The 25536-nt window shown below is 35.0% G+C and carries 25 protein-coding genes; 19 read left to right on the top strand and 6 right to left on the bottom strand.

Annotated elements, in window-relative coordinates; all coding sequences use genetic code 11:
• Positions 1-4: 4 nt before the first annotated feature.
• Positions 5-856 carry a pantoate--beta-alanine ligase gene (gene panC, locus ACJAZK_RS09675; protein ID WP_415223763.1) on the bottom strand — a complete coding sequence of 284 codons (852 nt, stop codon included), beginning with the start codon at positions 854-856 and terminating at the stop codon, positions 5-7.
• A gap of 109 nt (positions 857-965) precedes the next feature.
• On the opposite strand from panC, the gene ACJAZK_RS09670 reads away from it, so the two are divergent.
• The 7 genes from ACJAZK_RS09670 to ACJAZK_RS09640 all read left to right on the top strand — a co-directional run bounded on the left by ACJAZK_RS09670 (position 966) and on the right by ACJAZK_RS09640 (position 11904).
• On the top strand, positions 966-1775 hold the full coding sequence (locus tag ACJAZK_RS09670; protein WP_415223762.1) for a glycogen/starch synthase: 810 nt from the start codon (positions 966-968) through the stop codon (positions 1773-1775).
• An 11-nt stretch (positions 1776-1786) separates the two neighbouring features.
• On the top strand, positions 1787-3439 hold the full coding sequence (locus ACJAZK_RS09665; RefSeq protein WP_415223761.1) for a DUF4270 domain-containing protein: 1653 nt from the start codon (positions 1787-1789) through the stop codon (positions 3437-3439).
• Between the two features lie 5 nt (positions 3440-3444).
• Complete coding sequence (gene glmS, locus ACJAZK_RS09660; RefSeq protein ID WP_415223760.1) at positions 3445-5292, top strand: glutamine--fructose-6-phosphate transaminase (isomerizing); 1848 nt, start codon at positions 3445-3447, stop codon at positions 5290-5292.
• 198 nt (positions 5293-5490) lie between these two features.
• Positions 5491-8265, top strand: a complete 2775-nt coding sequence (locus ACJAZK_RS09655; protein ID WP_415223759.1) for a TonB-dependent receptor domain-containing protein — start codon at positions 5491-5493, stop codon at positions 8263-8265.
• Between the two features lie 11 nt (positions 8266-8276).
• Positions 8277-9866, top strand: a complete 1590-nt coding sequence (locus tag ACJAZK_RS09650; RefSeq protein ID WP_415223758.1) for a G-D-S-L family lipolytic protein — start codon at positions 8277-8279, stop codon at positions 9864-9866.
• 175 nt (positions 9867-10041) lie between these two features.
• Positions 10042-11550: a F0F1 ATP synthase subunit beta gene (atpD, locus tag ACJAZK_RS09645; protein WP_415223757.1), complete on the top strand. Its 1509-nt coding sequence runs from the start codon at positions 10042-10044 to the stop codon at positions 11548-11550.
• A gap of 78 nt (positions 11551-11628) precedes the next feature.
• Entirely contained in the window at positions 11629-11904 is a 276-nt protein-coding gene (locus ACJAZK_RS09640; RefSeq protein ID WP_415223756.1) for a FoF1 ATP synthase subunit delta/epsilon, read from the top strand.
• 478 nt (positions 11905-12382) lie between these two features.
• Here ACJAZK_RS09640 and ACJAZK_RS09635 read toward each other — a convergent pair whose 3' ends face one another.
• From ACJAZK_RS09635 to ACJAZK_RS09615, 5 genes are all read right to left on the bottom strand, one after another.
• Complete coding sequence (locus ACJAZK_RS09635; protein WP_415223755.1) at positions 12383-12823, bottom strand: LexA family protein; 441 nt, start codon at positions 12821-12823, stop codon at positions 12383-12385.
• A gap of 146 nt (positions 12824-12969) precedes the next feature.
• Positions 12970-13176: a helix-turn-helix domain-containing protein gene (locus ACJAZK_RS09630; RefSeq protein ID WP_415223754.1), complete on the bottom strand. Its 207-nt coding sequence runs from the start codon at positions 13174-13176 to the stop codon at positions 12970-12972.
• Positions 13177-13178: 2 nt separating this feature from the next.
• A complete protein-coding gene (locus tag ACJAZK_RS09625) occupies positions 13179-13646 on the bottom strand; it encodes a DUF2975 domain-containing protein (protein ID WP_415223753.1) in 468 nt (155 codons plus the stop codon).
• A gap of 2 nt (positions 13647-13648) precedes the next feature.
• Complete coding sequence (locus ACJAZK_RS09620; protein WP_415223752.1) at positions 13649-14179, bottom strand: DUF2975 domain-containing protein; 531 nt, start codon at positions 14177-14179, stop codon at positions 13649-13651.
• A gap of 2 nt (positions 14180-14181) precedes the next feature.
• Positions 14182-14673 carry a DUF2975 domain-containing protein gene (locus ACJAZK_RS09615; RefSeq protein WP_415223751.1) on the bottom strand — a complete coding sequence of 164 codons (492 nt, stop codon included), beginning with the start codon at positions 14671-14673 and terminating at the stop codon, positions 14182-14184.
• 162 nt (positions 14674-14835) lie between these two features.
• Between ACJAZK_RS09615 and ACJAZK_RS09610 the strand changes: the two genes are divergently transcribed.
• The 12 genes from ACJAZK_RS09610 to ACJAZK_RS09555 form a co-directional block, all read left to right on the top strand.
• Positions 14836-15363: a hypothetical protein gene (locus ACJAZK_RS09610; RefSeq protein WP_415223750.1), complete on the top strand. Its 528-nt coding sequence runs from the start codon at positions 14836-14838 to the stop codon at positions 15361-15363.
• An 8-nt stretch (positions 15364-15371) separates the two neighbouring features.
• Complete coding sequence (locus ACJAZK_RS09605; RefSeq protein ID WP_415223749.1) at positions 15372-16523, top strand: aminotransferase class I/II-fold pyridoxal phosphate-dependent enzyme; 1152 nt, start codon at positions 15372-15374, stop codon at positions 16521-16523.
• Positions 16524-16552: 29 nt separating this feature from the next.
• Positions 16553-16993, top strand: coding sequence for a DUF2007 domain-containing protein (locus tag ACJAZK_RS09600; protein ID WP_028870758.1), 441 nt, complete (start codon positions 16553-16555; stop codon positions 16991-16993).
• Between the two features lie 7 nt (positions 16994-17000).
• Positions 17001-17618 carry a dethiobiotin synthase gene (gene bioD, locus ACJAZK_RS09595; protein ID WP_415223748.1) on the top strand — a complete coding sequence of 206 codons (618 nt, stop codon included), beginning with the start codon at positions 17001-17003 and terminating at the stop codon, positions 17616-17618.
• A 358-nt stretch (positions 17619-17976) separates the two neighbouring features.
• Positions 17977-19242, top strand: coding sequence for an adenosylmethionine--8-amino-7-oxononanoate transaminase (gene bioA / locus ACJAZK_RS09590; protein ID WP_415223747.1), 1266 nt, complete (start codon positions 17977-17979; stop codon positions 19240-19242).
• 24 nt (positions 19243-19266) lie between these two features.
• On the top strand, positions 19267-20427 hold the full coding sequence (locus ACJAZK_RS09585; RefSeq protein ID WP_415223746.1) for a beta-ketoacyl synthase N-terminal-like domain-containing protein: 1161 nt from the start codon (positions 19267-19269) through the stop codon (positions 20425-20427).
• Positions 20428-20487: 60 nt separating this feature from the next.
• Complete coding sequence (locus tag ACJAZK_RS09580) at positions 20488-21138, top strand: hypothetical protein (RefSeq protein ID WP_415223745.1); 651 nt, start codon at positions 20488-20490, stop codon at positions 21136-21138.
• Positions 21107-22534: a flotillin family protein gene (locus ACJAZK_RS09575; RefSeq protein WP_415223744.1), complete on the top strand. Its 1428-nt coding sequence runs from the start codon at positions 21107-21109 to the stop codon at positions 22532-22534. Before ACJAZK_RS09580 ends, ACJAZK_RS09575 begins: the two co-directional genes overlap by 32 nt.
• An 86-nt stretch (positions 22535-22620) precedes the next feature.
• Positions 22621-23589 carry an alpha/beta fold hydrolase gene (locus ACJAZK_RS09570; protein ID WP_415223743.1) on the top strand — a complete coding sequence of 323 codons (969 nt, stop codon included), beginning with the start codon at positions 22621-22623 and terminating at the stop codon, positions 23587-23589.
• A 34-nt stretch (positions 23590-23623) separates the two neighbouring features.
• Entirely contained in the window at positions 23624-24718 is a 1095-nt protein-coding gene (bioB, locus tag ACJAZK_RS09565; RefSeq protein ID WP_415223742.1) for a biotin synthase BioB, read from the top strand.
• Positions 24719-25033, top strand: a complete 315-nt coding sequence (locus tag ACJAZK_RS09560) for a DUF3784 domain-containing protein (RefSeq protein ID WP_415223741.1) — start codon at positions 24719-24721, stop codon at positions 25031-25033. It abuts the gene before it with no gap.
• Between the two features lie 142 nt (positions 25034-25175).
• On the top strand, positions 25176-25536 hold a 361-nt coding region (locus ACJAZK_RS09555), incomplete at its 3' end, for a cupin-like domain-containing protein (protein WP_415223740.1).

Raw genomic sequence — 25536 nt, 5'->3', positions numbered from 1 at the left:
ATAATTAATTTAGTGCGATATTGTCTATTAGTCTAATATCATCTGCATACACAGCAATAAATGCTCTATATGATTTTTGGTTTGTTTTTCGTTTAACGGTTTTTAGAGTACGAATATCTGCGATAATAAAATATTCTAGGGTCAATAAATCATGTCCGGCAAATTGTTTAGTCACCCACTCTGTCAATTTATCGGCACTTTTTATGCCAAATTTATCTTTAGCAGCTTTTAAAGTTTTATACACAAAAGGCGCAGCCTCACGATATTCTGGTTTTAATCTCAAATTACGAGAACTCATTGCCAAACCATCTTTGGCCCTATATATCTTACAACCAATAACCTTAACTGGTATATTATATTTCTCTACTAACTTCTTAATAATCATAAGCTGCTGAAAGTCTTTTTCTCCAAAGTAAGCCTTGTCAGGTCTCACTATTTCAAAAAGCCTCTTAACCACTGTACCAACACCATCAAAATGGCCCTCTCTAAAACGTCCTTCCATTTCATGTTCTAATCCATCATATGAAAAAGAAGTTGATATGACATTATTACCATAAATATCATCCACTGAAGGCGCATATACTATGACTTTCTCTTCGGAAATCGTCTCAAGTAACTCAACATCACTATCTAAAGTTCTTGGATATTTTACCAAATCTTCTTGATTATCAAATTGAGTAGGATTCACAAAAATACTTACGACTACAAAATCATTCTCATCCAAGCCTTTTCTAATTAATGAAGCGTGACCTTGGTGCAATGCTCCCATAGTAGGAAGAAATCCAAGTGTTTTCTTTTCACATTTTAGTGCATCGACATGCGCAATTAATTCTGTTTTATTTTCAAAAATATTCATATAGTAACAAAAGTTTAACAGCCTGCAAACTTAATATTTTACTGGCAATTTGCATAAATTTTTGTACTTTTGCCTGTTTTTTACTTTTAATTCCAAAAACGAAAGATTTATGAAAGATAAGAGAATATTGTATGTGTCATCTGAGGTTGTACCATATTTACCAGAAACAGAGATTTCTTCAATGTCATTTGAAGCTCCAAAAATGGTGAACAAACAAGGAGGGCAAATACGAATATTTATGCCTCGTTATGGAAACATTAATGAAAGAAGGCATCAGCTCCATGAAGTGATACGATTATCTGGTATTAATTTAGTAATAAACGACCTAGATATGCCTTTGATTATTAAAGTAGCTTCTATTCCGAAGGAAAGAATACAAGTATACTTTATAGACAACGAAGAGTACTTCAAAAGAAAAGCAACATTAACTGACGAAGAAGGAAAGCTGTTTAGCGACAATGACGAACGTGCAATCTTCTTTGCAAAAGGGGTTATTGAAACAGTAAAAAAATTAAATTGGTCTCCAGACATTATCCATGTTAATGGATGGTTAGCATCTTTATTACCGCTATACTTGAAAGAATTCTATAAAAACGAACCTTTATTTACTGAAAGTAAAATTGTAACGTCTGTATACAATCAAAGCTTTGAAGGAACGTTAGATAAGAACATGATTAGTAAAGTTAAATTTGATAACATAGACGATAGTAAGATTAAAGATTTAGAGAAACCAACCTTCAATAATCTCATGAAAATTGCGATTGATAATTCTGATGCTCTTATTAGAGGCTCAGATGAATTACCAAAAGAATTAAATGAGTATTTAGACGCATCGGAAAAACCTGTCTTAGATTATTTTCCAATTGAAGATTTCGCTGAACATTACACAGAATTCTACAAAACAAAAGTTTTAGATTAGTAAATAAATTTATGAAAAAAATAAAAATTGCCCTAAGAAATTTAACATTACTTACAATCTTGTTAAGCTCCTTTATTGCTTGTGACAAAGATTTTGCTAATATCGACTCAGATATTATCAATAATGATAATGCTACACACTTTGGTACAAGTTCAAGAGAATTTGATGTTATCGCCTACACTAAGGCTTTAGAACCTATTCAAACGAATGCTTTACCTCTAAACCTTTTAGGACTTTATACAGAAGATCCAGGTGGAAATTATGGTCGTAGTACAGCGAGTTTTGTATCACAAATACGTGGTAATATTACTGATCCAGATTTTGGTACTAACCCAGTTATTGATTCTGTAGTTCTTACAGTACCCTACTTTAGCACAGCAACAGGTGTTGGTTCTAATGGTCAAACAGAGTTTAACTTGGACTCTATATTTGGTAATTCATCTATAAATCTGTCAATCTATGAGAGCAACTATTTTTTAAGAAATTTTGATCCTAATGCACCAGAAATTGATAGTCCACAAAATTATTATGCTAATCAGTCTACAGGTTCAAACCTCATTAGCGATGAGCAATTAGAAGGTCAATTACTATATCAAAATTCAAATTTTCAAGCAAACCCACTGCAAATTATTCTTACAGAAGGTGAAGGTGAAGACAAAATAGAAACGTCTAGACTATCTCCGGCAATGAGAATAAAATTTGATGATGCTAGTCAGCTATTCTGGCAAGAAAAAATTATCGATATGGCTGGACAAACAGAATTAAGTAACATCAACAATTTTAACGATTATTTTAGAGGTATATACTTTAAAGCAGAACCAAACATCACTGACGGTCCTGGTCAACTAATACTTTTAAATATGTTGTCTAATTCATCAAATATCATTATATACTACACTAGAGACCCATTCACAGACGGTGCTGATAGAGTTCAAACGACTTATACATTCAACTTTACTGGAAACAGAGTGAATTTTATTTCAAACGATTTTACAATTCCTAATGGAAATGAAACAACTGGAGATGAAAATTTATTTTTAAAAGGTGGTCAAGGTTCTATCGCAGAAATAAAGCTGTTTGGTGGTGATGACCTCGATCCAGATAATTTGGCAGATAATACTTTTGAATTGTTTAAAAAAGAATTTGTAGAAACTGACGATAACGGAAATTTTGTTAGTTCAAAAAAACTAATTAATGAGGCTAACCTTGTTTTCTATGTTAATCAAAACGAGGTTAATGGTGGTGAACCAAATCGCATCTACCTATATGACATGAATAACAATATTGCTTTAACAGATTACTTCTTTGATACTGCAAATACATTATTTCCAGAATTCTCCAGAAGCAATCATCTAGTTCCATTAGAAAGAGAAAACAATGAAGCTTCGGGAGCTGGTGTTAAATATAAAATTAGAATAACAGAACATCTAAATAATTTAATTCTTAGGGACTCTACGAATGTTAAACTTGGTTTAGCGGTGTCTATAAACGTTAATCTTGAAGGAAGTTCAGTTCAATATGATTTACTCAGTGACAATGATGAGGATAAAGTTCCTGTAAGCTCAATATTAACGCCCAGGGGAACCGTTTTGTATGGTAATAATACCTTAGAAGAAGAAAAAAAATTATATTTAGAAATATTTTTCACCGAACCTAACAACTAAAAAATATGTGTGGAATAGTTGGCTATATTGGTCATAGAGAAGCTTACCCAATAATTCTAAAAGGATTAAAACGTCTAGAATATAGAGGTTATGACAGTGCAGGTATTGCTCTTTATGATGGTACTGACATTAAATTATCCAAGACTAAAGGCAAAGTTGCTGATTTAGAAGAAAGGCTTGAAAAAGAAATCCCTACTAAAGGCACTTTAGGAATCGGACACACACGATGGGCAACCCATGGTGTACCGAATGACGTTAATTCACATCCACACTTTTCAAACTCTGGAGATTTAGTAATTATTCATAATGGCATTATAGAAAACTATGACTCTCTAAAAAAAGAATTAATCAAACGAGGGTATACTTTTAAATCTGACACAGATACTGAGGTTCTAGTTAATTTAATTGAAGATGTTAAGAAAAAAGAAAATACTAAATTAGGTAAAGCAGTACAAATTGCGCTAAACCAAGTTGTTGGTGCCTACGCAATTGCTGTGTTTGACAAAAATAAGCCAAATGAAATTGTCGTTGCTAAACTTGGAAGCCCGCTTGCTATTGGTGTTGGGGAAGACGAGTTTTTTATTGCCAGCGATGCATCTCCTTTTATTGAGTTTACAAAAAATGCTATTTATCTGGAAGATGAAGAAATGGCAATTGTACGTCGACATAAAGGTGTCAAAATAAGAAAAATTAAAGATGATTCTTTAGTAGCTCCTTATATCCAAGAACTGCAATTAAATCTTGAGCAAATCGAAAAAGGTGGCTATGAACACTTTATGCTTAAAGAAATTTATGAACAACCCAGTGCTATTTTAGATACTTTTAGAGGGCGGTTATTATCAAACGAAGGGATCATAAAGATGGCCGGTATTGAAGATAACATGAAAAAATTTCTTAATGCCAATAGAATTATTGTAGTTGCTTGCGGTACATCTTGGCATGCTGGTTTAGTTTCAGAATATATATTTGAAAACTTAGCTCGAATTCCTGTTGAAGTTGAATACGCATCAGAGTTTAGATATAGAAACCCAATCATTAATGAAAATGATATAGTCATAGCCATTTCGCAATCAGGTGAGACAGCAGATACACTTGCCGCTATAAAACTTGCTAAATCTAAAGGCGCATTTGTCTTTGGTGTTTGTAATGTAGTTGGATCTTCAATTGCTAGGGAGACCCACGCAGGTGCATATACACATGCAGGGCCAGAAATTGGCGTTGCTTCCACTAAGGCATTTACAACTCAAATCACAGTATTAACATTAATTGCTCTGCGTTTAGCAAGAGCAAAAGGAACGCTATCTAGTTCAGATTATAGGCATCATTTAATAGAATTAGAGCTCATACCAAATAAAGTTAGAATTGCTCTTGAGTCTGATGCCTATGTTAAAACTATTGCAGACATATACAAAAATGCTAAAAACTTCTTATATCTTGGAAGAGGTTATAATTTCCCTGTAGCCCTTGAAGGCGCTTTAAAACTTAAAGAAATTTCTTATATTCATGCAGAAGGTTATCCTGCTGCAGAAATGAAGCATGGGCCTATTGCATTAATTGATGAAAACATGCCAATAGTCGTCATAGCCACAAAAAAAGGGCACTATGAGAAAGTAGTAAGTAATATTCAAGAAATAAAATCAAGATCAGGTAAAATTATTGGCATCGTTACTGCAGGAGATGAACAAGTAAAAAACCTAGCAGATCACGTTATTGAAGTTCCAGAGACTATAGAATCTTTAACCCCTTTATTAACTACAATACCGCTTCAACTTTTATCATATCATATAGCACTTATGCTAGGTAGAAATGTGGATCAACCTCGCAATTTAGCAAAAGCAGTTACCGTAGAATAGAGAAATTCTTAACTGTGTTAAAAATAAAGCTGAAAATGTGAATTACGCATTTTCAGCTTTTATTTTTTATCAATTACTCAAAAATTAAGTCTATTTTCTGTTAAAAATTACTATGCACGCATAATTTTTTCATTTTTTTTAATTAGGATGTCATAATTATATTTATATTGCTGTGATAAATTAAACTAATTCCCTAAAATGAAGACAATTTTCAAAATTATGATGCTGCTTTTTTGTGCTATAACTTTTGCGCAATCAACAACAGTGAAAGGTAAAGTCATCGACAACAATGGTATTCCATTACCAGGTGCAAATATTATTGTAGTAGGAACAACAACAGGAACAATTACAGATTTTGATGGCAATTACACCTTAGTTGTAAATCAAGCGCCTCCATTCAGTATAGCAGTGAGTAGCGTTGGTTTTGAAAGCATCAACAAAGATGTAACTACAAATCCACAAACCATAGATATCACGATGATGGAAGGAACATCTCTTGATGAAATCGTTATTTCTGCTTCTAGAACTCCGGAGCGTATTTTTGAATCTCCTGTTACAGTAGAGCGTTTTGGTATTAAAGAAATTCGAAACACGTCTTCACCATCGTTCTTTGATGGTATTGAAAATTTAAAGGGTGTGGATATGAACACGAGTAGTTTAACCTTCAAATCGGTTAATACTAGAGGTTTTGCCGCTTTTTCCAACACACGATTTATGCAATTGGTTGATGGTATGGACAACTCCTCTCCTGCCTTAAACTTTGCTTTAGGAAACTTATTAGGAATGTCTGAGCTAGATATCAACAGTGTTGAATTACTACCTGGTGCATCGTCTGCCTTATATGGTGCAAATGCATTTAACGGTATTATGTTTATGACGAGTAAAAATCCTTTTGATCATCAAGGTGTTAGTTTTTATGCAAAAACAGGAATTACATCTAGTGATAATGCAGGTGACAATAATTTCGTCGATGCAGGCATAAGAGTTGCCAAAGCATTCTCTGATAAATTTGCAGCTAAGGCTTCTGTATCTTTTCTTAACGGAACAGAGTGGTATGCTACAGACCAAACCGATTTTGCAAATCCTGGCCAAACAAGATTGGACCCGTCATACGACGGTTTAAATACTTACGGTGATGAAGTATCCACGTCTTTAGACTTCGATGAAATCTCAGCGGGCGTGTTACCTATTCCTGTATTGACTGATTATGGTGCTGAAACTATAAGCAGAACAGGATATGAGGAACGTGACTTAATGAATTATGAAGCAGAAAGCTTAAAGGCTGATTTCTCTTTACACTTTAAGCCTTGGGCTAACGACTTTGAAATTATTTTAAACTCTAAAATTGGTAGAGGAAATACAATATATCAAGGTGCAAATAGATATGCGATACAAGACTTTTTTATGCAACAACATAAATTAGAAATAAAAAATGATAATTTCTTTGCAAGAATTTATACCACAGCAGAAAAATCAGGTAACTCTTACGATACTCGATTTACTGGGATTAATATTAACAGAGCATGGAAAGGAGACACACAGTGGTTTAGAGACTATGCTGGTGGATTTATTGGTAATCTAGCTGGACAAGGCATTTTTGGAACTCCAACAGAAGCTCAAATAGATGCTGCACATTTAGCAGCTAGAGGCGCTGCAGATACAGGTCGTTTAATCCCTGGGACAGCGGCCTTTGATGAAACTTTAGAAAGAGTAACAGCTGATGGCAACGTAGCCACAGGTTCTAAATTTAACGATAACTCAAAACTTTATCATGCAGATGCTAATTATAATCTAGGACATTTAATAGATTTTGCAGAGATTCAAGTAGGAGGATCTTGGAGACAGTATTCATTGAACTCTGGAGGAACAATTTATACTGATTTTGATGGCCCTATTGAATACAGCGAATTTGGTGCTTATACACAAATACAGAAAAAATTAATGGACGACAGACTAAAACTTACAGGATCTGTAAGATATGACAAATCTGAATTTTTTGATGGCTTCGTATCCCCTAGAGTATCTTTTAACTATACTGCTGATAAAAACGATAACCATAACATTCGTGGATCTTTTCAAACAGGTTTTAGAAACCCAACGACACAGGATTTATTTATAGGTCTTAACTCAGGTCGTGCTATACTAGTTGGATCTTCTCCTGATAATTTAAACCGCTATACTGCAACAAGTTCAGAATTAAGTACCATAGGACAAAGTATTGTGGGATCAAACACGGTACAACTTAATGGTGGAGATGCCTATTCTAATGCATTTAGTTTAGCCTCAGTAAACGCTGGAGCTCCTGAATCTGCCGATGTTGCCTTGGTAAAACCAGAACAAGTTACAGCCTATGAGGTCGGATATAGAGGTAAAGTCAACAGATTTGTAATCGACATGAGTGTTTACTACAATGCGTATCAAGACTTTATCTCAAATAAAACGGTATTAACACCGCTTTATGGAGAAGTTGGAGATAACTCTTTGTCATTATTAGCATTACAAAATGGTGATTTTCAGGCGTATCAAACGTACACAAATAGCGACGCTGATATTAATTCTTATGGAGCATCTATAGGTGTTGAAACTAGAATCTTAAATGGTTTTGATATCGGTTTAAGTTATACCTATGCTAAATTAGATTTTGATCAAACCGAAGATCCTGATTTTGAAACGAGTTTTAACACGCCTGAGCATAAAGTAAAAGCCTCTTTTGGTAAAAACAATGTGGTAAAAAACTTTGGATTCAATATCAACTGGAGATGGAATGATACTTTTTTATGGCAATCTACATTTGCTGATGGTATTTTGCCTGCAAGAAATATTATAGACGCACAAATAAACTTAGCAGTACCATCAATTAAGTCAATTTTCAAAGTTGGTGGCGCAAATATTCTTTCACATGACTACGTCAGTGCACCAGGTGCCGGACAAGTAGGAGCACAGTACTTCGTATCATGGACTATAAATCAATAAAAAATACCACTATGAAATTAAATAATAATATATGGCTGTTAGCTCTAATTTTAATAGGCTTTACAGCATGTGAGAGTGATGATGATTCACTTTCAGACCCATTAATAGAAGACCCACAAACGGGACCAACGCCTGTTTACACAAGTGGAATAGCAGATTTCTCAACGTTTGTTGCCATAGGTAACTCTTTAACGGCAGGAGTATCTGATGGTACACTATTTAAAAGAGGACAAGACGTTTCGTTTCCTAATGTGTTATCTCAGCAATTTGCATTAGCAGGAGGAGGAACTTTTACGCAACCCTTAATTGGTGACGATATAGGAGGTCTTTTATTTGGAGGTACACAAATTGCAGGGCCAAGATTAATATTTAATCCTGCAGCTCAAGCACCTGAACCATTAAACGGTACGCCAACAACGGAGGTTACATCTATAACTCCTGGGCCATATAACAACATGGGAGTTCCATCTGCAAAAAGTTTTCATTTATTAGCACCTGGATATGGAAATATTGCTAATTTCCCAGCAGCAAACCCTTACTTTATTAGAATGGCATCTTCACCAAATGCAACAGTTTTAGAAGATGCATTAGCGCAAAACCCAACATTCTTTTCACTATGGATTGGTGCTAACGATGTTTTAGGATATGCAACTTCGGGTGCAGACGGAACAAACCCAATAACAGATCAGGCAACATTTGATGGCGCTATGACTGCAATAGTTTCTTCATTAGCAACAAGCAGTCCAAATGGTATCATTTCTAACATTCCAAATGTCACAGATGCACCTTATTTTACTACAATACCATTTGCCCCATTAGACCCAAGTGATCCAAATTTTGGATCACAAATTCCAACATTAAATGGGATATTTGGACAATTAAATCAAGTATTTGCCTTTTTAGGAGTACCTGAGCGTTCTATCGTATTCTCTCAAACTTCTGCGAGCGCAGTGGTTATAAAAGATGAAAGTTTAGTGGATTTATCTGCTCAAATTGCAGGTGTTTTAAACGCGAGTCCTACGTTCCCAGCATTTGTACAATCTTTTGGATTACCAGCTGCTGCTGCTCCTATTGTAGCTAATTTATTTGGAGTTGTCTATGGGCAAGCAAGACAAGCTAATGCTAACGATTTATTAGTACTGCCAAGTCGATCTGCGATTGGTACAGTTAACGAGGCACAATCTACTTTTCTACAAACTTCAGGGTTACCAGAAGCACTAGCAAATCAATTTTCAGTAGAGGGTGTATCATTACCTTTAGAAGATAAATGGGTTGTTATTCCTACTGAACTTGTTGAAATTCAAAATGCCACAGCTGCATTTAATCAAACCATAAGTAATTTGGCAACGCAATTTGATTTGGCCTTTTTTGATGTCAATACATTCTTTAATGGCGTAGCCACAAATGGATTCCAAGCGGGAAGTGCCTTCATGACTGCAGATTATGTCACTGGAGGGACATTTTCTTTAGATGGCTTTCATCCATCACCTAGAGGATACTCTGTAATTACAAATCAAATGATTGGTCTTATTAATGCAAAATACGGTTCAAACTTACCAACTGTAAACCCTGTTGATTATACGGGTGTATACTTAGACTAACGATCGTTTTAATTCCTACAAAACGCCAGCTTTATAAACTTAATAAAGGTGGCGTTTTTTTATACGGAAAAAAGCTAAAAAATAGACTTTAGTTTTAAATTAAAAAATATATCTTTGCAGCGCGAAAAACGTATGTTTTTTCCATTGAAATATCTAAACATTAAACACATAAGTAATGTCAAAAGTTACAGGTAAAGTTGCACAAATAGTAGGTCCAGTTATCGATGTTGCATTCGAAGCAGGTTCTGAACTTCCAAAAATCTACGATTCTTTAGAAATCAAAAAAGCAGATGGTACGCTTTTAGTACTTGAAGTACAGTCTCACATTGGTGAAGATACTGTGCGTACAATTGCTATGGATTCTTCTGATGGATTAAGTAGAGGGACTGAAGTCACTGCAACTGGTGCTCCTATTCAAATGCCAATTGGCGGCGATATCTACGGCCGTCTTTTCAATGTCATTGGAGACCCAATCGATGGTCTTGGAGATTTGCCAAAAGCTGGTAATCACGGACTACCAATTCACAGACAAGCACCTAAATTTGAAGATTTATCAACATCTACAGAAGTATTATTTACGGGTATCAAAGTTATAGATTTAATTGAGCCCTATGCAAAAGGTGGTAAAATTGGTTTATTTGGTGGTGCTGGTGTAGGTAAAACGGTACTCATCCAAGAGTTGATAAACAACATTGCAAAAGGACATGGTGGACTTTCTGTATTTGCTGGTGTAGGTGAGCGTACTCGTGAGGGTAATGATTTACTTCGTGAAATGTTAGAATCTGGAATTATCAAATATGGTGATGACTTTATGCATTCTATGGAAGAAGGCGGATGGGATTTATCCAAGGTTGATAAAGAAGTTATGAAAGACTCAAAAGCAACTTTCGTATTTGGACAAATGAATGAGCCTCCTGGAGCTCGTGCTCGTGTAGCACTTTCAGGATTAACTATAGCAGAATATTTTCGTGATGGCGCTGGTGAAGGACAAGGAAAAGATGTACTTTTCTTCGTAGATAATATCTTCCGTTTTACACAAGCTGGATCTGAGGTATCTGCATTATTAGGTCGTATGCCTTCTGCGGTAGGTTACCAACCTACATTAGCAACCGAGATGGGTGCTATGCAAGAACGTATTACATCAACTAAAAAAGGATCTATTACGTCTGTACAAGCGGTTTACGTGCCTGCAGATGATTTAACTGATCCTGCTCCTGCAACGACTTTTGCTCACTTAGATGCAACAACTGTATTGTCTCGTAAGATTGCTGAGTTAGGTATTTATCCTGCGGTAGATCCATTAGATTCTACCTCACGCATATTAGCAGCAGATATTTTAGGTGATGAGCATTACGATTGTGCAACTCGTGTTAAAGAGTTATTACAACGTTATAAAGAATTACAAGATATTATTGCCATCTTAGGTATGGAAGAATTATCTGAAGAAGATAAAATGGCAGTAAACCGTGCACGTCGTGTACAACGTTTCTTATCGCAACCTTTTCACGTCGCAGAGCAGTTTACGGGTCTTAAAGGTGTTTTAGTTGATATTAAAGAAACTATTAAAGGATTTAACATGATTATGGATGGTGAATTAGATCACTTACCAGAGGCAGCGTTTAACCTCAAAGGAACTATCGAAGAAGCTATTGAAGCTGGAGAAAAAATGTTAGCTGAGGCTTAAAAATTTTTAGTCGATAGTCGACAGTCTGCAGTTTGCAGTACTGAAAACTGAAGACTGCAAACTGAAGACTTAAAAGAAATGTACTTAGAAATTGTATCACCAGAAGCGACATTATTTAGCGGAGAAGTGACTAGCGTCATCCTTCCTGGTTTAGTAGGCGAATTTGAATTGTTAAACAATCACGCACCTGTAATCTCTTTATTAAAAGAAGGTAACGTTAAGATAAACGGTAACATTACCTTAGAGGAATCGGTTGAAAAATTATTCACTAAATCTGATAAAGGATTTTGGTTGCCAATAGTTTCTGGAACACTTGAAATGAAAGATAATAAAGTTATTGTATTAGCAGATTAAGTACTACTTAATTTATAAATAATAAAAAAACACCAAACTTAATTGTTTGGTGTTTTTTTGTTTTTAATCCGGATTTAAAACAGCTATTACATGCTATTTAATCCAACGAAAGCACTATTGAATACTTCTAATTGGAAAGTATTAAAAACAGTTATAATCGTTTTAACAAATAGGACAACAAAGACTACTAATAGAAAAAACGCAGTAATGTCTAAAGTTCTTAAAAACCGGAAATTTTTTTCAGTTGTTTCCATTTTTAGTTGTGTGGTTGGTTAATATCACCACTAAAATACTAAATTATTTTAACAAATTATTAACTTTCGTGATATTTAGATACTGATTATCAATTGTTTAGAATTTTCTTACATCTTTAAAATCAACTTTAAAATCCTTAAATAGACTAGGCTAGCCGCTGTGATTCGTCTTATTGTGAACTTCATAACGAGACGAGCCCCTAGAAAGGGAATGTTGCTTTAAGCTAAACTTTCTTAATTACATTGGTAACAATACCCCAAATTAAAAAGTTATTGTCTTCTGTGATATTTATAATTGGGTAGTTTGGGTTTTCCGGTTGTAACCATACCTCTCCATCTGATACACGTAAACGTTTTACGGTAAATTCTCCATCAAGAAAACATACTGCTATTTTATTATTAACAGGCTCAAGACTTCGGTCAATAACCAATAAGTCATTATCATCTAAACCTGCTCCAATCATAGACTGCCCACTTACGCGTGCATAAAAGGTGGTCTCTTTATTTTTAACGAGCTCTTTATCTAAAGATAAATGTTGCTCATGAAGAGCTTCTGCTGGTGATGGAAAACCTGCGGAAATTCCTGCATCAAATAATTGTGCTGCTGCACCTTCAATAATTTCTGGAGTGAAGAACATTAAACTTCCTGATTTGTCTGATGCCATTTTACTGTAATACTATTGGTGAATTTTTAAATTATATCTTAGTCCTATTCACATTAAAAGATGATGTTATTTATGCGATCACTAACGTGAATATACAACAAAAGTTCTAAATTTTAGAGTCTCTATTAGAGTTGAATTCTTAAAATTTATTCCTTAGTATACTCTAAAATATCTGCGGGCTGGCAATCTAGAGCATCACAAATGGCTTCAAGTGTAGAGAACCGAATCGCTTTAGCTTTACCAGATTTTAAGATAGAAAGATTGGCAGTTGTTATACCAATAATCTCTGCCAAGTCTTTGCTTTTCATTTTACGCTTGGTGAGCATAACATCGAGATTGACTATTATTGGCATACTTATATAGTTAGATCGTTTTCTTGTTTAATTTTTAAAGCTTTTTTAAATATTTCTGACAACGCAATAAAAAATAATCCAATAGCTATTAGAGAAATTGATGAGTCAAAACCAATAGGCAAAGAAAATCTCACGACACTTGGGTTTGAGAAAAGAGACGCTACAAATGGGGGAACTTTCCATAAAAACATTGAAACAATTAGATAGATTCCTATTTGATTTAAATATTCAGAAGTTTCTAAACCAAAAAAAACTTCATTATAAAATAATACTATAATCTTTCTAAAATTCCTTATTATTAATACATATAAAACTAGTGCAATTATTGAAAAGGGAGTTACAAAATAAACAAGCTGAATAGCACTCAAATTATTATATAAAATAAAAAGAACCAATATTAATAGTACACCAGATATACCTATGTAATATAATACATCTAAAATAGATTTTGAAAGTTTAAGAATGCTCATAATTATATCGTTAATTCGTTTTCTTGTTGAATTTCTGTAGCACGCTTAAATAAAGTGGCTACAATAAAAATAACCCCAGCCATAAATACATAAGCAGATGTACCTAAATCTATTTGTGTAAAAAAGACTTCAAACACTAACCAAGTAAAATATGATTTTGCAATAGCACCTATAATACCAATAGCTATGGCTACATAACTAATTTTAAAAATCAAGTTCACAACTGCAGAATGAAATGGTTTATTAAAATCCATCCTTTTAAAGATGTTGATAAGCAAATAAAAGAGATAAGCCTTTAAACTCGCTATGAGTATAAGGAGTACTACTACAATCGTATAATGGGTAATACTAAACTCAAAAAGTTTAGACAAATCATGTCCCATATATAAATTCTCGGTAGCCTTTCTATTTCCAAAAAGACTAATAATAGAGACGATGCATATCGCTCCTGCTTTAATACAATAGCCTACAAATACAATCCAAGAGACCACATTCATGATATTGAAAATTCGTTCCGACTTTATGTTTTTCATGATTATATAGTTAATTGATTTTCTTCTTTTGCTGTTTTAGCCACTTTAAAAACTTCGCTTAAAACCATAAAGAACAGTCCTAAACAAACCATAAATAAGTAAGGGCTTAGACCTAAATGAATCTCAAATTTCGATTCAAATACTAACTTGAAAACAAAAAACAATATACTGGCAGAGATACCAGAGAAGACCAGTAAATATCCAATTCTCTTATAGCTGTCTATAATAAAATCACTGAACGGGTTCTGTTGTTGAAAGTAGCGAAGCGTTTTTCTAAATAAGTAAAAACAATAAATACTTATTAAAATAATAACAAATAACATTAGCGTAGACATCTTTATTGACAAACCTAACTCCTCAATATTATTTTCATTTATTTTCAAAGGAATTTCCAAAATTGAAGGATCAATAAACATATAGACTGCTATAAATAGTAAAATAGGGATTACCGGTATACAGGTCACTATCCATATAAAGTCTACTAATGATTTCAAAATGAGGAGTTTTTTCATAATAAAACTTACTAATAATTATTGTTTAACAATAACAAATGTATAAAAATTATTGATAAACAACAATTTTTTATTCAAGACATGTATATTTAATGTCTCTTAAGTTTCATTGGATTACTCCATTCATTATCTATATTTGTAGTTATGGATGCTATTATTAGATATACAAGAAAAGTCCCTGTATGGAAAACTATTATAGGTTTTGCTGCAATACTTATTGGCCTTTTAGGTTTAATATCTCTAATATATTTAGCCTTAGTTCCTCTTCTCTTTGGGTTTATGATGTTAAAAACAGACGGTTCTGAAATTGATTTAGAATCAAAAACCTATAGAAAGACAGATTCATTACTAGGGTTTAGTATTGGAAAATGGCAAACTCTTCAAAACCCAGAATACATTTCTGTTTTTAATACAACCGAAAATATTACTGTAAGAGTCGTAACTGCCGAAACCACAAATAGCTTTCCCGTAATTGTACTGAACCTTTTTTATGAGAGAAACAAAAAAATAACTGTTTACAAAACAGAGAAGCTTAAAGACGCTTTTGACGTGGCATCACATATCGCAGATGCATTAGGCATTGACCTTTTAGATGCTACAGTGAAAAATGATTATAAATGGGTTGACAAAGACGCATTGAGAGAAAAAGGTGAAATTGTTTATACAGATTAAATCCAAACATGCTTCCTAAAAAACTACAAAACAAACTCAATTCTAGAATACAAGACAATGCATTTAGACATCTAGGACGACCAAATACCTTAGTTGATTTTTCTTCTAATGACTACCTGGGGTTTTCAAGGTCCAAAGCCATTTTTGAGAAGGCACATCAATATCTATTAAACCATAATCTCATACAAAATGGAGCAACAGGCTCAAGGTTATTGTCTGGAAATCATAGCTTATATACCACAGTAGAACAACACATAAGCACATTCCATAACACAGAAAGCGCACTTATTTTCAACTCTGGCTACGATGCTAACTTAGGCTTCTTTTCATGTGTACCGCAACGTAATGATAGTATTCTATATGACGAATTTTGCCATGCCTCTATTCGTGATGGTATCAAAATGAGTAACGCCAAAGCGTTTAAGTTTAAACATAATGATTTAAACGATCTTACTCACCAACTATCCCTTCGATCGGCGTCTAGAAACGAATTAAACGACGTGTATATCATCACAGAATCTGTGTTTTCAATGGATGGTGATTCTCCAGACCTAAAAACACTCGCCACTATCTGCAAAAAAAACAAAGCAAACCTCATCATTGACGAAGCACACGCCATTGGTATTTTTGGAGAAAAAGGCAGCGGATTAGTCAATGAACTACAACTCGAAGACTTCGTTTTTGCAAGAATCATAACTTTTGGTAAAGCACTAGGTTGTCATGGTGCAGCAATTTTAGGTAATCATGATCTTAAAAACTATCTCATCAATTTTTCGAGAGCTTTTATTTATACCACAGCTTTGCCTCCTCATAGCTTAGCGACTATCCAAGCTTCTTATGATGAGATGCTGAATCAGGTTCAGCATGATAAAATAGAACTTCAACAAAACATTAGTTTTTTCAAGGCTGAAATACAACGACTTCAACTTCAGCACTTATTCACAACTAGTAATGCTGCCATACAATGTTGCATGATCTCTGGGAATGATCTGGTCAAGCACATTTCCGAAGCATTAAAAAACAACGGTTTTGACGTTAAAGCGATCCTCTCTCCTACCGTTCCTAAGGCAAAAGAACGTTTACGCTTCTGTTTACATAGTTATAATACTCATAAAGAAATCACCAAAGTTTTAGAGTTACTCACTACCTTTACATCCTGACATTAAATTAAACTATTGTCCTCGGAAAAATGAGCGATACATTTATAACCATTGCAAGATTTCAATACACAACTGAAGCACAAATCATCAGAGGTCGCTTAGAAGCAGATGGTATAAAAGTCTTTCTAAAAGATCATTTAACAATAGATACAGATCCGTTGGTGAGTAACGCCATTGGAGGTGTAAAACTCCAAGTATTGGCAAAAGATGCCATGAAAGCAAAACATATATTAAGTACCATTAACCAATATTCTATAGATGATGATGGTAACCCAATTGAATGCCCAAATTGCAGTAGCGGAACCGTTGAATTATTCTCGACAATAACCGATTTTAAATCCTTCTTCGCTTTCTTGGTTGGATTTATATTTGGTACGCTTCCGTTTCATACACGATATAAATACCAGTGTGAAAATTGTAATACTCAATTTTCAAAAGAAGATATTAAACCCAATAGCAACAACGTTTAAATAAATTATGCAAACATATTTCATCACAGGTATTGGCACAGATGTCGGTAAAACAGTAGTTTCTGCAATTGTAACTGAAGCTTTAGAAGCCGACTATTGGAAACCTATTCAAGCAGGCGACTTAGATAATTGTGATACTAAAAAAGTGAAGCGCTTGGTATCCAATACAACAACAAAATTCTATGACAATAGCTATGCGTTGCATACACCTATGAGTCCGCATGCTGCTGCAGATATTGACAATATTACTATAGAATTGAAAAATATCAAACCGCCTAAAACTAAAAATAATTTAGTCATTGAAGGTGCTGGAGGTGTATTCGTTCCTATCAATACAAAGAACACTATTTTAGACCTTATCAAACCAAATTATAAAGTGATTGTGGTATCTCGACATTATTTAGGCAGTATTAACCATACCCTATTAACCCTTAATGTATTGAAAGAAAAAGGATTTGATATCGCTCTTATGTTCTCCGGAAATGAGCATAAAACATCAGAAGATATCATCATTAAAATGACGAACGTTAACGTTATTGGACGTATTGCCGAAGAGCCTTATTTTGATAAGAATGTGATTTTGGAATATGCTGATAAATTTAGAGATCAGTTAAAGTCACTTTAAAAGAAACAGACGTTTGGGTTCTCAGTAATTAAGTTGGATATTCAAACCCCAAATCAATGCTAAGCACTAACCCGTGAAATGCATCCTATAAAACCCCTCGTTTCAACTTGAATTTTTGGTTCGTTTATTCGTCTATTCTTATTTTATGGCCCTCAGGATATGCTCCACAGTTTGTTTCAAGACAAAAGGAATGAAAGAATAAAAAAGGAAGTAGGTTCCTGCCTTCGTAGGAATGACAAAAAACAATTAGTTTTGTTACAACAACATAAAAGCAAGCAGACCTCACCGGTTTCAAAACCTGTGAGGTTAAAAAAACAAGTTTAATAAAAAAGAGATTCCTGCCTTTGCAGGACATGTTATGACCCTAAAACAAAGAGATAAAAAACACCTGTGGCATCCACTAAAGCAACACCAGCTACATCCAGAAAGCCTTGCAATTATAAAAGCAAAAGGCTGTATCCTTACAGATGAAGATGGCAATGACTATATAGACGCTATTTCCTCATGGTACACCTCCATGTATGGGCATTGCAACGATTATATCATTGAAAAGACCTACAAGCAAATGCAACAACTCGATCAAATCATGTTTAGTGATTTCACACATGAGCCTGCAATAACCTTATCTGAAGATCTTATAAAAATACTGCCAGACGGTCAAAACAAGATTTTCTTTAATGATAACGGATCAACTGCTGTAGAAGCAGCCATTAAAATGGCATTGCAATTCCACTTTAATAGTGGTGACAAACGCACTGTGTTTATGGCGTTTGAAAACGGATTTCATGGTGATACTTTTGGAGCTATGAGCGTTTCGGGCTTATCGGTTTATAATGGTCCATTTGAAGAGTTTTTGATTGATGTTAAAAGGATTCCAACACCAGATGGAAACAATACTGAGCACCTATTAAACCTCATTAAAGATTACAGTACACAAGATCATCTAGCAGGATTTATCTACGAGCCGTTAGTCCAAGGTGCTGCAGGAATGAAAATTCATGATGCCCATGGCTTAAACGAGATCCTATCCTACTGTAAACAACAACAAATCTTAACTATTGCAGATGAAGTCATGACGGGTTTTGGTAAGACAGGACGTTATTTTGCATCAGATCATATCACGACCAAACCCGACATTATCTGTTTGAGTAAAGCGTTAACTGCAGGATTAATTCCAATGGCAATTACCTCTTGTACGCAAGCTATCTATGATGCTTTTTTAAGTAATGATATGGCTAAAGGTTTTTTTCATTGCCATACCTATTCGGCAAATCCAATAGCTTGCGCGACGGCTATTGCAGGAATTGAGCTTTTAACATCTTCGGAAATTCAACACAATATCAAACAGATCTCTAAAGCTCATGAAGCATTTGAACTAAAGATTAAAAACCATCCAAACGTAAAATCAACACGACATATAGGTGTTATTTTTGCATTGGATCTCCATACCAAAATGGAACGTTATGGTGATTTAAGGGACAAACTCCTTAAATTCTTTATGGATCGAGGGGTCTTTTTAAGACCATTAGGAAATACGATTTATATTCAAGTGCCTTATGTGATTTCAGATACGCAGCTCAAAAAAGTGTATCAAGTCATTGAAGAGGCTTTGGAAATAGTTTAATTTTGTAAACATAAATATATACTCTTGCAACACCCCATTTCTATAACTGCACTATCATCCATTTCTCCATTAGGAAAAACTCCTGAAAGCATTTGGTATAACTACTTGAATGCTTCTCATTGTTTCACGGAAAAAGACGGTGTTCTCGTAGCCACATTTCCGAAGGCATTAAAAGTAGATATTGAAGATTTAAGGCAGTCTAACTCAAAATACAGAGCATTAGACCATTCGGTCTTATACGCTATTTTTTCTGCTCGTAACGCTATTAAAAGTGCTGGATGGAAAGCGACAGATAATTTTGGAATCAATATTGGGTCCTCAAGAGGGGCAACAGCGCTTTTTGAAACGTATCATGAAGAATTTCTAAAAAACAACAAAGCAGAAACCTTAAGTTCACCAACGACAACCTTAGGAAATATCTCCTCTTGGGTTGCTCATGATTTACAAACCCAAGGTCCAGAAATTTCACATTCTATAACCTGTTCTACCGCGCTACATGCGATGCTCAACGGAATTGCTTGGATCAATTCTGGTATGTGTGACAAGTTTTTAGTAGGTGGTAGTGAAGCGCCTTTAACGGCGTTTACGATTGCACAAATGCAGGCTTTAAAAATTTATGCCAAGTGCGATGTCTCCTTGAGCGCAGTCGAAACGCTTTACCCAAACCAAGCCCTAAACCTTAATAAAACCGAAAACAGCATGATTCTTGGTGAAGGTGCAGCAATGGCTTGTCTAGAATCTGGAACAACCAAAAACGCTTTAGCACAAATTGTTGGTATTGGTTACGCCACTGAAATCCTTGAACATAACGCGTCATTATCAACAAACGCGATTTGTTTTCAACGGTCAATGAGAATGGCTTTAGGCGATATAAATTTAGAAGACATAGACGTTATCGTCACACACACTCCGGGAACGATTAAAGGTGATCAGGCAGAAATTAATGCAATTACAACTATTTTTTGTAACAAAATCCCTGCATTGACTACTAATAAATGGAAGATAGGTCACAGCCTTGGTGCCTCTGGACTTTTAAATATTGAAATGGCAGTTATGATGTTACAACATCAAAAATTCATCGCGATACCCTACTTAAAAGCCAAAACACCAAAACACATCAAATATGTTCTTGTAAATGCCGTAGGATTTGGTGGCAACGCAGTCTCTATTTTACTTTCAAAATAAAATTGTAAGACATTTTTAAACGTCTTACCTTTAAGTATTAATTTTTAACACTAACCGACTATGGAATGGTTTTCAGCTTTAGATGGATTCTCTAAATTCTTTTGGATTATTGCGCTCATCGGCTCTCTAATTTTCGTTTTTGTAATCATAACGACCTTTCTTGGAATGGATGGTGGTGACGACTTTGATGGTCTAGATTCTGAAATTGATGCTGATGGAGGTATCGGGTTTCAATTTATTACGTTTAAAAATCTTGTTGGCTTCCTTACCATTTTTGGATGGATCGGTATTGCTTGTATCAATGTAGGGTTTTCAAAACCTGTAAGTGTCATTGTTGCTTTAGGTTGCGGATTACTCATGATGGGTATCATGGGCGCTATGTTTTATGGCATGAAAAAACTAACAGATAGCGGAACGTTAGATTACAAAAATGCCATTAATGCCATAGGTGAGGTATATCTTACCATTGGCGCAAATCGCACAAGGATGGGAAAAGTAAGCGTAAGAGTTCAAGGGACTTTAAGAGAACTTGAAGCGCTTTCAGATTCATTGTCTGAACTAAAATCAGGAAGCATCATCCAAGTTGTAGATGTCACCAGCAATGGCATATTAATAGTAGAACACACCAAAAAGCCAATAGAACCAATTAAAACAATAGAACCAGTTAAAACAAAAACCTATGAACTACCTAGTGATACAACAAAGCTTTGATTTAGGCTTTCCTATTGCAGCAGTTGCTGCCTTACTTTTCGTCTTTGTCTTTCTAATCATTCTTATAAAACGCTACAAACGTTGTCCTTCTGACCGTATTTTGGTAGTGTATGGAAAAGTAGGTGGAGGTCAATCTGCCAAATGTATTCATGGTGGAGCAGCATTTATCATTCCTGTATTTCAGGATTATGAATTTCTAGAGTTAACACCAATATCTATTGAAGTAAATCTTGTAAATGCACTTTCTAAACAAAATATTCGTGTAAACGTACCATCACGATTTACTATTGGAGTTTCTACAGAACCTGGTGTCATGCAAAATGCTGCTGAGCGTTTATTAGGCCTAGGCCAAAATGAAATTCAAGAATTAGCTCAGGAAATTATTTTTGGACAGTTACGTTTAGTAGTGGCATCAATGGATATTGAAGAAATTAATAATGATCGTGACAAATTCTTAACTAATATTTCTCAAAGTGTTGAAACAGAACTAAAGAAAGTTGGTTTAAAATTAATCAACGTTAACATTACAGATATCGTTGATGAGTCTGGTTATATTGAGGCTTTAGGAAAAGAAGCTGCAGCACATGCTATTAACGCAGCTCGTAAATCGGTTGCTGAAAAAACTAGAGATGGATCTATTGGTGAAGCCAATGCGGTACAAGACGAAAGAACACAGGTTGCTGCAGCCAATGCAAAAGCTGTAGAAGGAGAAAACACAGCAAAAATAGCAGTTGCAAATTCAGATTCATTACGTCGTCAACGTGAGGCAGAAGCAGAACGTGTGGCTATAGCATCTGAAAAAGTTCAAACCGCAAAAGCACTAGAAGAGTCCTACTCTGCAGAACAACAAGCAGAAGTTGCTAGAGCAGAGCGTGAGCGTTCATCTCAAATGGCAGATATTATTGTTCCTGCGGAAATTGATAAACGCAAAGTAGAAATAGATGCAGAAGCAGAGGCTGAGCGTATTAGAAGACGTGCAAAAGGGGAAGCTGATGCGATACTATTTAAAGCACAAGCCGAAGCCCAAGGTCAGTATGAGATCTTAACAAAACAAGCTGCTGGTATGGAACAAATTGTAAAAGCTGCTGGAAATAGCACTAGAGATGCTGTCTTGTTATTGATTGCTGATAAATTACCAGAATTAGTAAGAACACAAGCAGAAGCTATCAAAAACATCAAAATTGATAAAGTGACTGTTTGGGATAGTGGTGCCACTAGTGAGAACGGAAAATCGTCTACAGCTAATTTCTTGTCAGGTATGTACAAATCGGTTCCGCCATTACAGGACATGTTTAATATGGCTGGTATGGATTTGCCTGAGTATTTAAAAGGTAAAGACAACGCAGCAGCAGACACGAAAACACTTCCTAATAAAAAAGAAGACAACGAGAGTTAATAGAGTATCTAATTATAAAAATCCGCTTCGTAGCGGATTTTTTTTGTTACGCTCTTTATAATTATATTTACAATAAACTCATCATTATGACCTCTACACTAAAAGTTTTATTTGTTTTTGCATGTTTTACTTTTTCAACAGTGTATTCACAAACAGATCCCAATATCTTTGAAAAGTTTGAATCTAAATTTTATGACATTGATGGTTATAACATTAATGTAGAAATTCTAGGCGAAGGCGACCCTATATTTTTTCTTCCTGGAGGCCCTGGGAATTCTCATGATTATATGCAAGGTGCTTTTGGGCAGTATTATAAAACCAATACCGTTGTCTTTTTTGACTGGCTGGGTCGCGGCATGAGTGATGATGCCAAAAATACTGATGAATACAGTGTAGAAGCAGACGTTGAACTCATTGAAAAACTGAGAACGCTTCTAAAGTTTGACAAGGTCTCACTCGTTGGACATTCTTATGGAACGGTCCCTGCTCAAGCCTATGCTATAAAATATAAAGACAATGTGAAAAATATGGTGCTCATAAATGGGTTTCATTCTGGGGCCATGTGGCAAGCCAACTGTGATAGCTATAACCATTATGCTAAAACACATTTCCCTGAGAAATGGATTGCTGTAGATTCTCTTCGGAAATTAGGATATGTATCTAGTCAAGACCCTCTAAAAACAGTTTATGGAGATTTCCCTACAAAATACATCTACTATCATAATACGGCGTTACGATCAAAAGTTCCGAAGAAAAAATACAGAGGCTGGGCTGGAGATGTCTACACTACAATCATTGGAAATGATGGTGATTTTAATGTCTCTGGGAGTATGATTAATCAAGACTATAGACAACAATTAAAAGATGTGAACGCTAAAACATTAATTGTTGCTGGACGTTATGACGGTGTATCAACACCAGAATTTGCAGTACAATATAAAACCTATATGCCTCAAGCTCAATTTGAAATGTTTGAACAAAGCGGTCATAACCCTTACCTAGAAGAACCTGAAAAATTTTATACGCTTTTTGATGAATTTATGGGTGTAAAATAAGTATTTTTGATTTTAATAAGACTAACCCATTACTATGAGCGAGATGAAACACAATTGGACAAAAGAAGACGTATTAGCGATTTACAACAAACCTCTAATGGATTTACTTTTTGATGCTGCCACAATTCACCGTGTGCATCACGATCCAAATACGGTTCAAGTGTCTACATTATTATCTATAAAAACTGGTGGTTGTCCTGAGGATTGTGGTTATTGTCCGCAAGCAGCAAGATATCATACCGATATTGAAGGTAATGATCTCATGACCGTTCAACAGGTAAAAGCTCAAGCATTGCGTGCAAAATCCTCGGGAAGCTCTCGAGTTTGTATGGGAGCAGCTTGGCGTAATGTGAAAGATGGCGAAGAGTTTGATCAAGTCTTAGAAATGGTGAGAACCATTAACAAACTAGAAATGGAAGTATGTTGTACACTTGGTATGATTACCGAAAATCAAGCACAGCGTTTGTCAGAAGCTGGTTTATATGCCTACAATCACAACTTAGATTCTAGTGAAGAATATTATAAAAAAGTAATTTCTACACGTGGTTATGAAGACCGTTTAGCAACCATTGATAATGTTAGAAAAACCAATGTAACGGTTTGCTCTGGCGGCATTATTGGTATGGGTGAAAATATTGAAGATAGAGCTGGCATGTTAGTGGCTCTAGCGACATTGAATCCCCAACCAGAATCAGTTCCAATCAATGCTTTAGTTGCTGTTGAAGGAACCCCTCTAGAAGATCAAATACCTGTTTCTATTTGGGATATGGTGCGTATGGTTGCTACTGCTAGAATTGTCATGCCAGAAACTCAAGTGCGATTAAGTGCAGGTCGGACTGAAATGTCTCGCGAAGGTCAAGCCATGTGTTTCTTTGCTGGTGCTAATTCAATTTTTGCTGGTGATAAACTATTAACCACGCCTAATCCAGATGTAGGTGAGGATATGGAAATGTTTAAACTATTAGGTTTAAATCCGCAAAAACCATTCGTCAAAAAAACGCAACCAGAAACTATTGAGGCCACTGATTCTCAATATCAAACGCTAGGTGAAAAACCAAAATGGACACGTCCTGCGCACACAATTGAGCGTAATGAAGAGGCCAAGCAAAAAGCTAAAATTTTGAAATAAATGAATATAATGGTTGCTATTATTTTTATAGTTCTTGGCCTATTGATAACCTATGGCAAACTCTATAGGCTTATTGCAGGTTATAATACCATGTCTAAAGAAGAACAGAAAAAAATAGACATTCAAGGTATTGCCAATGTGTTTAGAAATGGGATGTTTGGAATGGCTGCATTACTGCTTTTAGGTTCTGCTCTATCCCTATGGCTTGCAGATGATCGTATAGAATTATATCTATTTTTTATATCCATTGCCATTGGGCTTCCTTACATACTTATCGTCTCAAACTCAAATAAATATAAAATCAACAACGATTAATACCTGCTTTTGAGCTCTTTTTTCTTCGGAAATTAGCCCTTTCCAAAAACCATCATCTTGATTTAAACGTATAAATTTTTAGTAAACAATTAATTTCATTTGGTAACGTTTGCTTAACTTTGAAATCTAAATTTTTCCTCTTTTGAAACTCAATCTTCAGGATATCCCTCGTGTTAAAAACATTAGTAAAGAGGACTTTATACAGGATTACTTTAAACCACAAAAACCTGTGGTGATTGAGCAGTGTATAACAAACTGGCCTGCATATAATAAATGGAGTTTAGACTACATTAAAGATGTTGCGGGAGATCTTACCGTACCTTTGTATGATGATCGTCCTGTAGATTACAAAGATGGCTTTAATGAGCCTCATGCAACAATGAAAATGAGTGCATACGTTACCTTACTCCAATCTGAGCCCACAAAATACCGTATTTTTCTTTGGAATCTCTTAAAGGAAATCCCACAATTACAAAAAGATTATACGTTTCCTGATTTTGGTG

It is taken from the genome of Psychroserpens sp. (assembly GCF_047633235.1).
Classification (GTDB): domain Bacteria; phylum Bacteroidota; class Bacteroidia; order Flavobacteriales; family Flavobacteriaceae; genus Psychroserpens.
Note: the sequence above shows the minus strand (reverse complement) of the source record. Positions and strands in the feature narration are given on the sequence as shown.

Bases quoted from the DNA above. Each gene is read 5' to 3' on its own strand.
- bioD (WP_415223748.1), top strand. From the start codon at position 17,001: ATGCAAACATATTTCATCACAGGTATTGGCACAGATGTCGGTAAAACA.
- ACJAZK_RS09575 (WP_415223744.1), top strand. From the start codon at position 21,107: ATGAACTACCTAGTGATACAACAAAGCTTTGATTTAGGCTTTCCTATT.
- bioB (WP_415223742.1), top strand. From the start codon at position 23,624: ATGAGCGAGATGAAACACAATTGGACAAAAGAAGACGTATTAGCGATT.
- ACJAZK_RS09560 (WP_415223741.1), top strand. From the start codon at position 24,719: ATGAATATAATGGTTGCTATTATTTTTATAGTTCTTGGCCTATTGATA.
- ACJAZK_RS09600 (WP_028870758.1), top strand. From the start codon at position 16,553: ATGAGCGATACATTTATAACCATTGCAAGATTTCAATACACAACTGAA.
- ACJAZK_RS09670 (WP_415223762.1), top strand. From the start codon at position 966: ATGAAAGATAAGAGAATATTGTATGTGTCATCTGAGGTTGTACCATAT.
- ACJAZK_RS09665 (WP_415223761.1), top strand. From the start codon at position 1,787: ATGAAAAAAATAAAAATTGCCCTAAGAAATTTAACATTACTTACAATC.
- ACJAZK_RS09605 (WP_415223749.1), top strand. From the start codon at position 15,372: ATGCTTCCTAAAAAACTACAAAACAAACTCAATTCTAGAATACAAGAC.
- ACJAZK_RS09610 (WP_415223750.1), top strand. From the start codon at position 14,836: ATGGATGCTATTATTAGATATACAAGAAAAGTCCCTGTATGGAAAACT.
- ACJAZK_RS09570 (WP_415223743.1), top strand. From the start codon at position 22,621: ATGACCTCTACACTAAAAGTTTTATTTGTTTTTGCATGTTTTACTTTT.
- glmS (WP_415223760.1), top strand. From the start codon at position 3,445: ATGTGTGGAATAGTTGGCTATATTGGTCATAGAGAAGCTTACCCAATA.
- panC (WP_415223763.1), bottom strand. From the start codon at position 856: ATGAATATTTTTGAAAATAAAACAGAATTAATTGCGCATGTCGATGCA.
- bioA (WP_415223747.1), top strand. From the start codon at position 17,977: ATGACCCTAAAACAAAGAGATAAAAAACACCTGTGGCATCCACTAAAG.
- ACJAZK_RS09655 (WP_415223759.1), top strand. From the start codon at position 5,491: ATGAAGACAATTTTCAAAATTATGATGCTGCTTTTTTGTGCTATAACT.
- ACJAZK_RS09640 (WP_415223756.1), top strand. From the start codon at position 11,629: ATGTACTTAGAAATTGTATCACCAGAAGCGACATTATTTAGCGGAGAA.
- ACJAZK_RS09635 (WP_415223755.1), bottom strand. From the start codon at position 12,823: ATGGCATCAGACAAATCAGGAAGTTTAATGTTCTTCACTCCAGAAATT.
- ACJAZK_RS09580 (WP_415223745.1), top strand. From the start codon at position 20,488: ATGGAATGGTTTTCAGCTTTAGATGGATTCTCTAAATTCTTTTGGATT.
- ACJAZK_RS09650 (WP_415223758.1), top strand. From the start codon at position 8,277: ATGAAATTAAATAATAATATATGGCTGTTAGCTCTAATTTTAATAGGC.
- ACJAZK_RS09620 (WP_415223752.1), bottom strand. From the start codon at position 14,179: ATGAAAAACATAAAGTCGGAACGAATTTTCAATATCATGAATGTGGTC.
- atpD (WP_415223757.1), top strand. From the start codon at position 10,042: ATGTCAAAAGTTACAGGTAAAGTTGCACAAATAGTAGGTCCAGTTATC.
- ACJAZK_RS09625 (WP_415223753.1), bottom strand. From the start codon at position 13,646: ATGAGCATTCTTAAACTTTCAAAATCTATTTTAGATGTATTATATTAC.
- ACJAZK_RS09630 (WP_415223754.1), bottom strand. From the start codon at position 13,176: ATGCCAATAATAGTCAATCTCGATGTTATGCTCACCAAGCGTAAAATG.